Source organism: Trinickia sp. (assembly GCF_051954495.1).
GTDB lineage: Bacteria > Pseudomonadota > Gammaproteobacteria > Burkholderiales > Burkholderiaceae > Trinickia.
Map to the genome: position 1 here is coordinate 1 of NZ_JBQCHR010000145.1, position 14599 is coordinate 14599.

General features: G+C 65.9%; 13 protein-coding genes. 12 read left to right on the forward strand and 1 reads right to left on the reverse strand.

All coding sequences use genetic code 11. From position 1 onward, the window contains the following. The 5 genes from alaS to ACTHNR_RS19250 form a co-directional block, all read left to right on the forward strand. Positions 1 to 2544 (forward strand): alanine--tRNA ligase (alaS, locus tag ACTHNR_RS19230; protein WP_440549253.1); only part of this gene is annotated, 2544 nt, incomplete at its 5' end. A gap of 401 nt (positions 2545 to 2945) precedes the next feature. Continuing rightward, entirely contained in the window at positions 2946 to 5351 is a 2406-nt protein-coding gene (locus tag ACTHNR_RS19235; protein WP_440549254.1) for an ATP-binding protein, read from the forward strand. Positions 5352 to 5429: 78 nt separating this feature from the next. Beyond that, a complete protein-coding gene (locus ACTHNR_RS19240) occupies positions 5430 to 6155 on the forward strand; it encodes a methyl-accepting chemotaxis protein (protein WP_440549281.1) in 726 nt (241 codons plus the stop codon). Next, the gene (locus ACTHNR_RS19245) at positions 6152 to 6694 is read left to right on the forward strand and encodes a hypothetical protein (RefSeq protein ID WP_440549255.1); all 543 of its coding nucleotides are present in this window, start codon (positions 6152 to 6154) and stop codon (positions 6692 to 6694) included. Before ACTHNR_RS19240 ends, ACTHNR_RS19245 begins: the two co-directional genes overlap by 4 nt. 28 nt (positions 6695 to 6722) lie before the next feature. Continuing rightward, entirely contained in the window at positions 6723 to 7088 is a 366-nt protein-coding gene (locus ACTHNR_RS19250) for a response regulator (protein WP_440549256.1), read from the forward strand. Positions 7089 to 7136: 48 nt separating this feature from the next. Here ACTHNR_RS19250 and ACTHNR_RS19255 read toward each other — a convergent pair whose 3' ends face one another. Beyond that, positions 7137 to 8087 (reverse strand): LysR family transcriptional regulator, encoded by a 951-nt coding sequence (locus ACTHNR_RS19255; RefSeq protein ID WP_440549257.1) that lies wholly within the window; start codon positions 8085 to 8087, stop codon positions 7137 to 7139. 200 nt (positions 8088 to 8287) lie between these two features. On the opposite strand from ACTHNR_RS19255, the gene ACTHNR_RS19260 reads away from it, so the two are divergent. The 7 genes from ACTHNR_RS19260 (at position 8288) to ACTHNR_RS19290 (ending at position 14476) form a co-directional block, all read left to right on the forward strand. Then, positions 8288 to 9571 carry a YbfB/YjiJ family MFS transporter gene (locus ACTHNR_RS19260; protein ID WP_440549258.1) on the forward strand — a complete coding sequence of 428 codons (1284 nt, stop codon included), beginning with the start codon at positions 8288 to 8290 and terminating at the stop codon, positions 9569 to 9571. A gap of 89 nt (positions 9572 to 9660) precedes the next feature. Continuing rightward, on the forward strand, positions 9661 to 10191 hold the full coding sequence (locus ACTHNR_RS19265; RefSeq protein ID WP_440549259.1) for an NUDIX domain-containing protein: 531 nt from the start codon (positions 9661 to 9663) through the stop codon (positions 10189 to 10191). A gap of 76 nt (positions 10192 to 10267) precedes the next feature. Then, on the forward strand, positions 10268 to 10729 hold the full coding sequence (locus tag ACTHNR_RS19270; protein WP_440549260.1) for an acyl-CoA thioesterase: 462 nt from the start codon (positions 10268 to 10270) through the stop codon (positions 10727 to 10729). A 1-nt stretch (position 10730) separates the two neighbouring features. Next, positions 10731 to 11669 carry a branched-chain amino acid ABC transporter permease gene (locus tag ACTHNR_RS19275; RefSeq protein ID WP_440549261.1) on the forward strand — a complete coding sequence of 313 codons (939 nt, stop codon included), beginning with the start codon at positions 10731 to 10733 and terminating at the stop codon, positions 11667 to 11669. Continuing rightward, positions 11662 to 12966, forward strand: a complete 1305-nt coding sequence (locus ACTHNR_RS19280; RefSeq protein ID WP_440549262.1) for a branched-chain amino acid ABC transporter permease — start codon at positions 11662 to 11664, stop codon at positions 12964 to 12966. The genes ACTHNR_RS19275 and ACTHNR_RS19280 overlap by 8 nt, the downstream gene beginning before the upstream one ends. Further along, on the forward strand, positions 12963 to 13766 hold the full coding sequence (locus ACTHNR_RS19285; RefSeq protein ID WP_440549263.1) for an ABC transporter ATP-binding protein: 804 nt from the start codon (positions 12963 to 12965) through the stop codon (positions 13764 to 13766). Before ACTHNR_RS19280 ends, ACTHNR_RS19285 begins: the two co-directional genes overlap by 4 nt. Then, positions 13763 to 14476, forward strand: a complete 714-nt coding sequence (locus ACTHNR_RS19290; protein WP_440549264.1) for an ABC transporter ATP-binding protein — start codon at positions 13763 to 13765, stop codon at positions 14474 to 14476. The genes ACTHNR_RS19285 and ACTHNR_RS19290 overlap by 4 nt, the downstream gene beginning before the upstream one ends. The last annotated feature ends 123 nt before the right edge of the window (positions 14477 to 14599 follow it).

Consider the following 14599-nt stretch of genomic DNA (forward strand, 5'->3'; position numbering starts at 1 on the left):
GTGCCCGGCAACGACCCGACGCTGCTCTTCACCAATTCGGGAATGGTGCAGTTCAAAGACGTATTCCTCGGCGCGGAATCGCGCCCCTACTCGCGCGCCACGACGGCCCAACGCAGCGTGCGCGCGGGCGGCAAGCACAACGACCTCGAAAACGTCGGCTACACCGCGCGGCACCATACGTTCTTCGAGATGCTGGGCAATTTCTCGTTCGGCGATTATTTCAAGCGCGATGCGATTCATTACGCGTGGGACTTGTTGACCGGCGTTTATAAGCTGCCGAAGGAAAAGCTCTGGGTCACCGTCTATCAGGAAGACGACGAAGCCTACGACATCTGGGCCAAGGAAGTCGGCGTACCCGCCGAACGCATCATCCGCATCGGCGACAACAAGGGCGCGCGCTACGCGTCCGACAACTTCTGGCAGATGGCCGATACCGGCCCCTGCGGCCCGTGCTCGGAAATCTTCTACGATCATGGCCCCGAAGTCTGGGGCGGCCCCCCGGGCTCGCCCGAGGAAGACGGCGATCGCTACATCGAGATCTGGAATCTCGTGTTCATGCAGTTCAACCGCGACGCTCAAGGCAACATGACGCCGCTGCCCAAGCCTTGCGTCGACACGGGCATGGGGCTCGAGCGTATCGCGGCCGTGCTTCAGCACGTGCATAGCAATTACGAAATCGACCTGTTTCAGGCGCTCATCGCCGCGGCGGGGCGTGAAACCGGCGTGGCCGATCTCTCGAACAATTCGCTGAAGGTGATCGCCGATCATATCCGCGCCTGCTCGTTCCTGATCGTCGACGGCGTCATTCCGGGCAACGAAGGGCGCGGCTACGTGCTGCGCCGCATCGTGCGCCGCGCGATTCGCCACGGCTACAAGCTCGGCTGCAAGCATGCGTTCTTCCACAAGCTCGTGGCCGACCTGGTGGCGCAAATGGGCGCGGCCTATCCGGAACTCGCCGATGCGCAGGCGCGCGTGACGGATGTGCTGCGTCAGGAAGAAGAGCGTTTCTTCGAAACGATCGAGCACGGCATGTCGATTCTCGACGGGGCGCTGGCCGAACTCGACGCCAAGGGCGGCAAGGTGCTGTCGGGCGACATCGCATTCAAGCTGCACGACACCTACGGTTTTCCGCTCGATCTTACGGCCGACGTATGCCGCGAGCGCGAGATGACGGTGGACGAGCCCGCGTTCGACGAGGCCATGTCGCGCCAGCGCGAGCAAGCGCGTGCGGCGGGCAAGTTCAAGGCGGCTCAAGGCCTCGAATACTCGGGCGCCAAGACGACGTTCCACGGGTATGAAGAGTCGATTTTCGACGATGCGAAGGTCGTTGCGCTGTATGTCGAAGGCTCGGCCGTCAATGAAGTGAAACATGGCCAAGACGCCGTGGTCGTGCTCGACCACACGCCGTTCTACGCGGAGTCGGGCGGCCAGGTCGGCGATACGGGGCTGCTCGCGAACGCGAGCGTGCGCTTCGCCGTGGCCGATACGTTGAAGGTGCAAGCCGACGTCGTCGGGCATCACGGCACGCTCGAGCAAGGCACGCTCAAGGTGGGCGACGTGGTGAAGGCCGAGATCGACGCGGTGCGCCGCGCCCGCACGGCGCGCAATCACTCGGCCACGCACCTGATGCACAAGGCGCTGCGCGAGGTGCTCGGCGCTCACGTGCAGCAAAAGGGTTCGCTCGTCGATGACGAAAGGACGCGCTTCGACTTCGTGCACAACGCGCCGATGACGGACGAGCAAGTGCGTCGCGTCGAGGATATCGTCAACGCGCAAGTGCTCGCCAATGCGCCCGGCGTGGTGCGCGTGATGCCGTTCGACGATGCCGTGAAGGGTGGCGCGATGGCGCTGTTCGGCGAGAAGTACGGCGACGAAGTGCGCGTGCTCGATCTCGGTTTTTCGCGCGAACTGTGCGGCGGTACACACGTGCATCGCACGGGGGATATCGGGTTGTTCAAGATCGTCGGCGAGACGGGCGTGGCGGCCGGCGTGCGCCGCGTGGAAGCCATCACGGGCGACAACGCCGTGCGCTATGTCCAGGGTCTGGAAAGCCGGGTGAATGCCGTGGCGGCCGCGCTGAAGGCTCAGCCGGCCGAACTCACGCAGCGCGTGGCGCAGGTGCAGGATCAGGTGAAGTCGCTCGAGAAGGAACTCGCGGCGCTCAAGTCGAAACTGGCCTCGAGCCAAGGCGACGAACTCGCGGCGCAGGCTGTCGAGGTGGGCGGCGTGCAGGTGCTGGCCGCGACCCTCGAAGGCGCGGACGCCAAGACGCTGCGCGAAACCGTCGACAAGCTCAAGGACAAGCTCAAGCATGCGGCGATCGTGCTCGCGGCGGTCGACGGCGGCAAGGTCAGCCTCATCGCCGGCGTGACCGCCGATGCCAGCAAGAAGGTCAAGGCGGGCGAACTCGTCAATTTCGTCGCACAGCAAATCGGCGGCAAGGGCGGCGGCCGGCCCGACATGGCCCAGGCCGGCGGCACCGAGCCCGCGAAGCTGCCTGCCGCGCTGGCCGGCGTGAAGGCGTGGGTACAAGGGCAGCTGTAAGAAGCGCAGGGCCCGGCCCGGAGCGGGTATCGGGGCTTCGGGCGCGGGCGGTAGCGGCGCGCCGGACGTAGCGGCCTCGGTTTGGCTTGCTGTCGGTTTCTAGTCTTATCGGTTCCATCGAAAGCCGTCCGTGGGAAGACCGCGGACGGCTTTTGTTTTGCACGTATATCGTCATTTCTCCCACACACACATCGGTCGCACGAGACCTGAACGGGTCGATGCGCACGTTGCATCGCTTGCATCGACGCAACATCGCCAATCCCTCCTCTTTCGTGTCAGTCATCAGTTCGTCACGAGCTTGCCTCGATAATCTCGACGACTGGAAGTAAAGATTCAATACATAACAACGTTGCGCATGCGGCGAGAGATCGCGCGCGACAGACCACGCATCGGGGTTTCACATGACGATCCGTCACCGCATTACGTTGTTGGTGCTGCTCATGTTCGTCGCGCTCGCGGCGATCGGCGGCTATGCGACGTATCAAGCCCGCCGCAGCGCGGGCGAAGTTCGGCAAGTCACGCAAGGCGTCGTGCCGAGCGCGCTGGCATCGGCCGATCTCGTTTCCCAAGTCAAGGACGTCCAGCTCGCGACGATGACGCTTGTCTATGCGCCCGACGCGAACATGGTCTCGCAGGCGCAAGAGCAATTGAAGGCGAAGAAGTCCGCGTTGCTGAAGGCGCTCGACGTGCAGGACAAGGCCGCGGCAAGCCATGCTCAAAAGGGGCTCGTCACGCAGGCGCGCGAGTCGCTCGCTAATTATTTTGCCGCCATCGACGACACCGAAAAGATGAAGGCCGCGGGAAAGAACGAGTTGGCGCAGGCCTATTTGTTCGCGAACGTCGGCGAATACCGCGACGAGCTCGAAGGGATCGTCGAGACGATGCGCATCGAAAAAAACCGTCAAAAGGACGATGCGATCGGCGCGCTGAACGGCATGCTCGCCACGACGACGACGGCCATCGGCGGCGCAACGGCGGCGGCGATCGCGATGCTGACGATCATCGGCGTCTTGCTTTATCGGCAAATCACGCGGCCGCTCACGCGCATGCAGTCGGAGATGAGCGAGATCGCATCGAGCCAGGATTTCGCACGGCGCGTACCGGTGGCGCGCATGGATGAAATCGGCCGTTCGATCGTCGCATTCAACGACATGATCGAAAAGATCGAACAGAGCTCGTTGCAGCTGAAACAAAAGACGGCCGACATCCAAGCAATGCTGCAGAACATGCAGCAGGGCATCTTGACCGTGGTCGACGCGGGGGTCGTTCACGGCGAATATTCGGCATTTCTCGAAGCCATCTTCGAAACCGAGGACATCGCCGGACGCGACGTCATGTCGCTCGTTTTCGACGGTACGAGCCTCGATGCCGATACGCGCTCGCAAGTGGAAGCGGCCATTCACGCCTGTATCGGCGAGGACGCCATCAACTTTTCGTTCAACGAGCACCTGCTCGTCAACGAAGTCGTCAAGACGATGGCCGACGGGCGCATCAAGACGCTCGATCTGAGCTGGTCGGCGATTACCGACGAAACCGACACGGTCATGCGTCTCATGCTCTGCGTGCGCGATGTGACGGAGCTGCGTCGCTTGACGGCCGAATCGAGCGAGCAAAAGCGGCAGCTCGAAATGATCGGTGAAATTCTCGCCGTGAGCCAAGACAAGTTTCACCAGTTCGTGGAAAGCGCCAAGGGCTTCATCCACGAGAACGAACGCATCATCGGCCAGCACGAACATGCGGACGAGTCGGCGGTGGCCGAGCTGTTCCGCAATATGCATACGATCAAAGGCAATGCGCGCACGTATGGCCTGCGCCACCTGACGAGCATCGTGCACGAGGCCGAGCAGCGCTACGACGAAATGCGGCGCCTCGGCGCCGGCGAGGCGTGGGATCGCGAGGCTTCGATCGCCGAACTCGCGCGCGTGAAGGAAGCCGTCGAGCATTATGCGACGATCAACGAGGTCAACCTCGGCCGCAAGGGCCCGAGCGGCGCCTCGCATCGTGCGCAGAGCGGACGCTACATGGTGGTCGACCGCTCGCATATCGACGAAAGCCTGCGGCTCGTGGAATCGGTCGACGACACCGATGCGGCGGGGCTCGCCGCCATGCGCGACGCCGTGCGCCGCACGCTGCGCCTGCTCGATACGGAAAGCTTCGGCGAGGCGCTGTCAGGTCCGATCGAATCGCTGCCTTCGCTCGCGGCTGAATTAGGCAAGGCGGCGCCGACGGTCGCGATCGACGACAACGGTTACCGCCTGCGCCGGCACGCGAGCGGCGCGCTGCGTGACGTCTTCACGCATCTGCTGCGCAATAGCGTCGATCACGGCATCGAGACGGCCGACGAGCGGGCGGCGGCAGGCAAGCCGGCGGCCGGGGCGATCGAAGTGGAGGTGGGCGTCGATGCTGGCGCGTTGCAGATTACGCTGAGCGACGACGGCCGCGGGCTCGCCCTCGCACGCATTCGCGCCATCGCGGCCGAGCGCGGCTGGATCGAACGAGACGAGGCGATCGCCGACGAGGCCGTGGCGCGATTCATCTTCCGTGCGGGCTTCTCTACGGCCAAGGCCGTGACGGAAGTGTCGGGACGCGGCGTGGGCATGGATGCGGTCAAGGAAATGCTGGAACGCGAGCATGGCCGTATCGAGCTGCGCTTCACCGATGATCGCCGGGGGGCCGATTTCCGGCGCTTCCAAACGATCGTCCATCTGCCCGAATCGTGGGCCGTGGACAGTCTTGGGGCGCCGGTAGGCCAGGGCGCGACGGCTTCGCCGCGCGCACGGCCCGCGCATGATGATGCGCTCGCATAATCGTCTGCGGATTGCGGGCGATCGAATCAAGCAGGTAGGGTAGTCGAGTCGGGGAAAGCTGTGGTGCTATTGAATGGAATGTCGGTGCTGGCCTTAGCGGCCGCGTTGATTCTCGCGGCGTTTGCTGCATGCGTCGCGCACCGGCGCGCAACGCGGCGCGCGTTGCGCTTGCAGGACGAAGCGCTCGCGCGTCTGGCGCAGACGCACGCCGAAGAACAGGCCCGCGGCGAAGCGTCGGTGGCCGCGCAGGAGGCTCGAGCAAGCGAAGCCTCGGCCGAAATACAGCGCCTGGCCGATGCGCTCGCAAGCGAATCGGCGAACCTCGCGCAGGCAAGCGCGGCGTTGAGCGAGGCGCGGGCTCGCCAAGAGGATCTGCTTGCGCATGCAAAACGTATCGAGGGCGAATCGGCGCGTCTGAAAGCATGCTCCGCGACATTCGAGCGCTGGCACGAGCAGATGATCTCGCTGATGGCGCAAAACCACGACATGCATCGCAAGAACCACGAGCTCGCGCGCATCGTCAATCACGTGCTCATGGTGTCGCTGAACGCTTCGATCGAGGCGGCCCGTGCGGGGGCGGCGGGCCGTGGGTTTTCGATCGTGGCGGGCGAGGTGCGCTCGCTCGCCACGCGTTCGCAAGAACTCTCGAAAAGCTATCGCGACAGCCTCGATCGCAACGATCTGGTCACGACGGCGACATTCCAAGACATTCAGGCCGGCGGCAAGATGATCACGGCTGCGCTCGCGAGCGTCGAAGCGCTCGCGCAGCAGTTTCAATCGAAGCTCGAACGGAAGCCGACGTGATCAGTCAAGCAGCCAAGGACAGCTTCGAGCGCATCTTCTTCCAGGCGGCGCGCACCCGGTTGACCGCCGATCCGGCGCACGCCTGCGACATCGCGCAGGCGGTTTCGCCGGACCCGACGCAGCCAGGCGTGAGCGACGAAGTGTTCGTCTTGACGATCGCTTCGATCCACTTTCGGATCGTGCTGTTGCTGCAGTTCGGCGAGGACGAAGCCACGCGCGATTACTACGCGGGCCAAGGATCCGATCGCACGCTGCGCGAGGCGGCAATGGAAATCGGCAACCTCTGCTGCGGTGCGATCAATCAGCAGCTCGTCGAGCATTTTCCCGATCTGGGCATGTCGACTCCGTACGCCCTTTCGAGCGAGTGCCTAGCCTATCTCGATGAGCTCAAGCCGGAGTACATCGCCGCCTACGACGTGACCCTCGAGTACGCCGCGCGGTTGCGCGCCACGTTGTGCGTCTGCGCGAGCGCGCCGCTCGACTTCACCGCGCAGGTGGCCGACGTGCACGAAAGCGCCGGCGAACTCGAGCTTTTCTGACTTTCAACATCCATTCGAGAGACTGCACATGGCAAAGATTCTGGTGGTGGACGATTCGAGCACCGTCCGCGATGAAGTGGCGGGGTTCCTGCGCAAGAACGGGTTGGACGTCGATACGGCGGTGGACGGTAAGGATGGCCTCGCGAAGGTGAAGACGAACCCAGGCGTGCGGCTCGTCGTGAGCGACGTGAACATGCCGAACATGGACGGCCTCACGATGGTCGAGAAGATTCGAGGTGAGCTGGCCAACAGCGCGGTCAACGTCATCATGCTGACGACCGAAAGCAGCCCGGCAATGAAAGAGCGCGGCAAAGCAGCCGGCGTCAAAGGCTGGATCGTCAAGCCGTTCAAGGGCGAAGCCGTCCTCGAAACGTTCAGGAAGCTCGCGAACTGAGCGAGGTTGAAGGCCGGGCCCGCCTCGCGCTGCAGGCCCGGCCAGCGATCAGCTTGCAATAGCCGGCGCCTGCGGATGCGCTTCGCTGGATGCGGCGTCGACACTGCTCGATGCGCCCTGCGGCAGGCTCGCCTGCGCGAGCAACGTTCCACGTAACGCATCGAGCGCGGCCGAGTAGTGCCCGCGACGCCAGATCAGCAGCGTCGGTACGGCGCCGAGCGAGTCGAGGGGATGGATCGCGACTTCGCGCGCGCCGCCGGGCAGCAGATCCAGGACCGAGCGCGGCGCGACGGCCACACCCGCCCCGGCCGCCACGCAGGCCACGATCGCATGGTACGAGCCCAGTTCCAGCACGCGGGCGGGCCGCAATCCATGTTCGGCGTACCAGCGCTCGACATAGCTCCGGTAGGCGCAGCCGCGCTCGAACGCAACGAGCGTGGAAAGCGCGACGTCCTCGGCGGCCTGGATGGCGCGATGGCCGCGCGGCGTCACCATCACCAATTCCTCGCTGAAGACGGGGACCGATTCGAATGCGTCGGTCAGTACCGTGGCATCCGGCGGCGTGGCGATCAGCGCCGCATCGATCTCGAACTGCGCCACCCGTTCGATGAGACAGCCCGTCGTGCCGGTGCTCAATTCGAGTTCGACCTCGGGCCAGCGCTGGTGGTAATTCGCCAGCACGCGCGGCAGGCGGCTGGCCGCGGCGCTTTCCATCGCACCCAGGGCGAGACGGCCCCGCGGCCGGTCTTCGCGAACGGCATGCCGTGCTTCTTCGGCCAGCGCGAGCAGCCTTTCGGCGTAGGGCAGCAAGGCGCGGCCAGCCGGCGTCAGCACGAGCCGTCTGCCGTCGCGCACGAACAACTCGGCGCCGAGTTGCTGCTCGAGTTGCTTGATGCGCATCGTCACGTTCGATTGGACGCGGTTGAGCTTCGCCGCGGCCCGCGTCACGCCGTTTTCGCGCACCACGGCCCGAAAAATCGTCAAGGCGGCCAAGTCCATGATTCTCTCCATAAGATGGATTGAATCAGTATTATTCATTTTTCAAGATTGTGTCGGCAAGCTACCATCGGCAATAGGGGTATGAGACGCGGCGGCATCGCTCGTGCTGCGACGATCGGCATACCCCTGAGCAATGATTTCGAACTCCCGCTCCTCGGCTTCGATGGGGGCGGCCGATACAAACGCAGAGAGGATTCGCGATGGCGCACTCCGATTCGATACGTGAAGCCGCTTTTCGGCAACCCGCACGCGGGGGCAGCGCCGCAAGCGTCGCGCTCGCCTGCATGATCGCGCTGGCGGCCGCGTTGGGCATCGGTCGCTTTGCGTTCACTCCGCTTTTGCCTGTGATGCTGCACGCCGGCGTGCTCGATTTGAGGCAGGGAGGCTGGCTGGCGTCGGCCAACTACGCCGGCTATTTCGTCGGCGCATTGACTTGTGCATTTCTTCCCGTCGAGCATGCTCGGATGGTGCGCGCCGGACTCTTGACGACCGTCGTGCTCACGCTCGCGATGGGCATCGTGACGAGCTTGCCCGTGTGGGTGGCCGTGCGCTTCGTCGCCGGGGTCGTCAGCGCCTGGACGTTCGTGTTCGCCTCGCAGTGGGGGCTTGCCCGGCTGGCGCGGCTCGGCGCGCCGGCATGGGGTGGCGTGATCTACACGGGGCCCGGGGTCGGCATCGTCGTGACCGGGTTGCTGGCCGGGGCGGCGGCCCGGCAGGGGCCGGCGTTCGGCTGGCTCTTATTCGGGGTGCTCTGCGCCGTATCGACGGCGTTCGTGTGGCGAACCTTCTCGTCGGCGCCGCCGCGCACCGTCGGCACGGCGACGCCGAGCGAAGCGGCTACGGCCGCGTCCGGGAGCGCGCGGCCGGCGGCCTCGACGCGATCGGGGAGTGCTGGGATGGCCGCACCGATGAGCGGGGCCGAGCGGCGATTTCAGGGAATTGGGCTAGTCGTGCTGTACGGCATGCCCGGCTTCGGCTACATCATTACGGCCACGTTTCTGCCCGTCATCGCACGCCATGCGCTGCCCGGATCGAATTGGCCCGATCTGTTCTGGCCGATGTTCGGCGCGGCGTTGATTCCAGGCTCTCTGCTCGCCGCGCGTCTGCCCGCCCGCTGGGACAACCGCATACTGCTGGCGGGGTGCTATGTCGTGCAGGCCGTGGGCATCGCGCTCGGCATCGTGCTGCCGACGGCGGTAGGCTTTGCGATCGGCAGCGTGCTGATCGGCTTGCCGTTTACGGCCATCACGCTGTTCGCCATGCGCGAGGCGCGGCGGCTGCACGGGGAGCAGGCCGCGGGCTTGATGGGCTATGCGACGGCCGCTTACGGCCTCGGGCAGATCGCGGGGCCGCTCGTCGCGGCGCCCATCGCCGCGCGCACCGGGTCGTTCACGCCGGCGCTGTGGCTTGCCGCGTTCGTGCTCGTCCTCGGCGCGGTTGGGCTCGTGCTGCTCGCGATGAAAGCGCGCTCGGATAGGGACTGACATCGCTTCGGGGCACGCTTCGGTGCAAAGCCGCTAGAATTAGCGCGTTTCGGCCACCGGGCGCCGATCGCCCGCATTCATCAAGACCCATGAGCGACTATCGATTTTGTCCGCGCTGCGCGAGCACGCTCGTCGAGCGCGCGGACAGCGTTGAAGAGGGCGGCCGCCTGCGCCGCGCGTGCCCTGACGACGGCTGCGGCTACGTTCATTGGAACAACCCTCTGCCGGTGGTCGCGGCCATCGTCGAATACGAGGGCAAGATCCTGCTCGCGCGCAACGCCGCCTGGGCGGAGGGCGTATTCGCACTGATCACGGGCTTTCTCGAAGCGGGCGAAACGCCCGAAGCCGGCGTTGCGCGAGAAGTGCTCGAGGAGACCTCGCTTCACGTGCGCGAAACCGAACTGATCGGCGTGTACGAATTCATTCGCAAGAACGAACTCATCATCGCGTATCACGTGAAGGCGGAAGGCATCGTCGCGCTATCGCCCGAGCTGCTCGAGTATCGATTGGTCGAGCCGGCGAAGCTGCGTCCGTGGCGGGCCGGAACGGGGCAAGCGCTCGGCGAATGGATGCGCCGGCGCGGCCTTCCGTTCGAATTCGTCGAACGGCCCGGACAGTAACCGCCGTGCGGTGTTTTCGGCCGCGCGCGGTACTGTTCGCGGCACGCCTTCTTTCATCGTCATCGACCCTCGCACCATGAGCAAACCCACGCCCGCGTCGCGCGACGACTACCGTCATTTTCTGGCGATTACCACGCGTTGGATGGACAACGACGTCTATGGCCACGTCAACAACGTCGTCTACTACAGCTATTTCGATACGGTGGTCAACGAGTACTTGATTCGCGCGGGCGTGCTCGATGTCGAGCAGGGCGAAACGATCGGCCTCGTCGTCGAAACGCAGTGCAACTATTTTTCCCCGCTCGCATTTCCCGATCGCGTCGAAGCGGGATTGCGCGTCGCGCGTATCGGCGCGTCGAGCGTGCGCTATGAAGTGGGGCTGTTCAAGGAAGGCAGCGCGCAAGCCGCCGCGCAAGGGCACTTCGTGCACGTCTACGTCGATCGGGCGACGCGTCGCCCGGCCGCGCTGCCCGAGCCGCTTCGCGAGGCGCTCGCGCCACTCGTCGTCGCGCGCGGCGGGGACGAGGAGCGCGCTTAACGTGCAGGCGTTCGCCGTCGCGACGCTCAACGGCATCAGCTACGGGCTGCTGCTGTTCATGCTGTCGGCCGGGCTTACGCTGATTTTCAGCATGCTCGGCGTGTTGAACTTCGCCCACGCGAGCTTCTATATGCTCGGGGCTTATCTCGGCTACAGCATTGCCGCGCATGCGGGGTTCGTCGTCGCGCTCGTCGCCGCGCCGGTGGTCGTCGGCGTGGTGGGCGCCGCGCTCGAACGCACGCTGCTGCGGCACGCGAAAGCGAACGGGCCGCTGCATGAATTGCTGCTGACGTTCGGACTCGCCTATCTGCTCGCGGAGTTCGTCAAGCTCGTCTGGGGCTTGGGAAGCGTATCGATCGCATTGCCGGCGTTGCTCGACGGTCCATTGGTCGAATGGGGCGACGCAACGTTTTCGCGCTATCGCGCCTTCATGATGGCGACCTCCATCGGGACGCTGGCCGCGCTGTATCTGCTGCTGCGCACCTCGCGCACGGGGCTGGTGCTGCGCGCCGCGCTCACGCACGCGCGCGCCGTCGAGGCGCTCGGGCATGATGTTGCGCGCATCGGCACGCTCGTCTTCGCGGTGGGCACGTCGCTCGCGGCGCTGGCGGGCGTGATCGGCGCGCCGCTTGCCGTCGTCGAGCCGGGCATGGCCGAGGCCGTCGGCTCGATCGTGTTCGTCGTGGTCATCGTCGGGGGCTTGGGCTCGCTCGGCGGGGCGTTCGCGGCTTCGCTGCTGATCGGATGCGTGCAAACATGGGCGGTCGGCAGCGACGCATCGCTGGGATCGCTTGCGCACATAGCGGGTGTACGGTTGCCGACGGTATGGGCCTCGCTCGCGGTTTCGCAAGTCGCGCCGCTCGTGCCCTATGCACTGCTCGTGGCCATGTTGGCCTGTCGTCCGCGCGGGCTCTTTGGCAGGCGAGAGGACGATGCGTAAGCGTGGCGCGCAGGACGGGCGCGGCTCGGATCACTTGCCGAACGAGCATGCTCGGACGCCGTCGTTGCTTGCCGGCCGTATCGGTGCGAGCTTGCCTTGGGTGGTCGTCGCCGGGCTGCTCGCAGCGCCGCTCGCATTCGTTCATTCAAGCGGGCTCTTCGCTTACCTCGCGCAAGCCTGCGCGATGATCGTCTTCGCACTGTCGTATAACCTTTTGCTCGGCGAAACGGGCCTTCTTTCGTTCGGCCATGCCGCGTATGCGGGTCTCGGGGCGTTCGCCGCCGCGCACCTATTCAATCGCGGCGGCATTGCGCTGCCGTGGCTGCCGTTGGCGGGCGGCGCGGCCGGCGCCGGGTTCGGCATGCTGTTCGGCGCGATCGCGACGCGGCGCGCGGGCACGGCGTTCGCGATGATCACGCTGGGCATCGGCGAACTCGTCGCCGCGGCCGTGTGGACCCTGCCCGAGGGATTCGGCGGGGCGGCCGGCGTGTCCATCGATCGCGGCAGTGGCCCATCATGGGGCGTTTGGACGTTCGGGGCTCCGCGCGAGGCCTATGTGGTCATTGCCAGCTGGACCGTGGTGTCGATGCTCGCGATGTACGCGCTCAGGCGTACGCCGCTCGCCCGCATGGCGCACGCCGTGCGCGAAAACGCCGCGCGCGTCGAAGCACTGGGCATCGATCCTCGCCGCATTCGGCTCGCGATGTTCACGCTGAGCGCCTTTTTCGCCGGGGTAGCCGGCACGCTCACGTTGATCGACGTCGAGCTGGCTTCATCCGAAAGCGTGGCGATGGCCCGCTCCGGCGCGGTGCTCATTGCTACCGTTATCGGCGGATCGTCCACGTTCTTCGGTCCCGTGACGGGGGCGCTTGTGCTGACCGGCATGAGCGTCGCGCTGGCGGGCATCACGCGAGCGTGGCCCGCCTACCTGGGCTTGCTGTTCGTCGCTGTCGTGCTGCGTGCGCCGGAGGGCATTGCCGGATGGTGGGGGGCGCTGCGCACACGGGTCGAGCGAGAGGGCATCCGCGTGGCGGCGCGGGCGCACGGGCTCGGGGCGTTGGCGGCGGCGGCCTGGCTGGCGGCGCTCGTCATCCTCGTGGAGTCGCTCTACGCGCGGCGGTTCGCGGCAGATGCGGGCGGGGCATGGCATCTCGGCGCGTTCGCTTTCGATGTCGGCGCACCTTCCACGTGGTCGACGCTTGCCGTGCTGATCGCGGTCGGGGCCATGGCGACGCACTGCGCCTCGCGGGCGCGGCGTCGTGCTCGCGCTCGCATGAACGGGGGCGTGCAACGATGACTGCTGATGCCGCATTGCGGTTGGAAGGGGTTGTCCGGCGCTTCGGTGCGACGCAAATATTGAGCGGTGTTGATCTGTCGATCGCGACGGGCGAGCGTCACGCCTTGATCGGCCCAAACGGCGCGGGCAAGTCGACGCTGTTCAATGTCGTGGGCGGGGCGCTGCGTCCCGACGCGGGAACGATATGGCTCGACGGCGCCGATGTCACCGGTCGACGGCCGCATGTGCTCGCGCGCGCGGGCCTCGGCCGCAGCTTTCAAACGACACGCGTATTCGCGCGCTCGACGGTGCTCGAGAATTTGCGCTGTGCGGTATGGTGCGGGCTCGTCGCGGCGCGGCGCGGCTATGAGCGCGGCTTGGCCGAGCGCATGGCGAATTGGGGGCGCTGGTGGTGGCGCTCGCGCGAGATCGATGCGCTTGCCGTGCGCGTGCTCGGCGAACTCGAGCTCGAAGACGTGGCGTACACGGCGGCTGGAACCCTCGAGTACGGTGCGCAGCGCCGGCTCGATCTGGGCATCGCCTTGGCGAGCGGTGCGCGCACGTTGCTGCTCGACGAGCCGACGGCAGGCATGAATCGCGACGAGGCGGCGCGCACGATCGAGTGGTTGCGCGGCGTGAGCAGCGGCAAGACCTTGCTCGTGATCGAGCACGACATGGATGCCGTGTTCGCGTTGGCCGATCGCGTATCGGTGATGGTGCGAGGCCGCATCATCGCGACGGGGACGCCCGCGCAGATTCGCGCCGACGCATACGTGAGGGAAGTCTATCTGGGTGCGGGGCAAGGCGGGGAGGCTTCGTGACGGCATTGCTCGAAGCGCGTTCGGTCTGTGCCTGGTACGGCGATGCGCAGGTGTTGCACGGCGTGGACTTGCGTATCGACGCGGGCGAGTTGATCTTGCTCTGCGGCCGCAACGGCTCGGGCCGGTCGACGTTCGCGAAAGCGCTCGTCGGCCTCGTGCGCCGCGCGGGCTCGGTCGTGTTCGCGGGTGAGGAACTGATCGGGCTGCCGACCTTCGAGATCGCGCGGCGGGGCATTGGCTATGTGGCCGAGCAACGCGAGGTGTTTCCGACGCTATCCGTCGAAGACAACTTGCGGCTCGGCATCAAGCCGGGCGCGGGCCGGCAGGCGGCACGCCGCATCGACGAGGCGCTCGAGCGGTTTCCGATGCTGGCGCCGCGGCGCGCCACGGCGGCGGGTGCGCTGTCGGGAGGCGAACAGCAAATGCTGGTGCTGGTGCGCGCGCTGATGGGCGAACCCCGCTTGCTGATCGTCGACGAGCCGACCGAAGGATTGGCGCCGCAAGCCGTCGCCGCCGTGGCCGATTGCTTGAAGGCGCTTTGCGACGAGGGCGGGGCGGTGCTGCTGATAGAACAGCGATTGACGATGGCGCAAGCTTTGGCGCATCGCGCGGCGGTGATGGGGCACGGGCGCATCGTATTCGATGGGGCGGTTCAGGCGCTCGATGCGCGAACCGTCGACGAATGGATCGGGTTGGGCGCGGGGCGTTGAGGTTCAGCCAAGGGGCATGCGACATGCGCGGATGGGCGCTTCCCACAATCTGACGAATGACGGCTCGCGTACGCAGGCGAGGTGCACGCGCGGCGGCAATCGGTTATGGTTTGCGTCGACGAG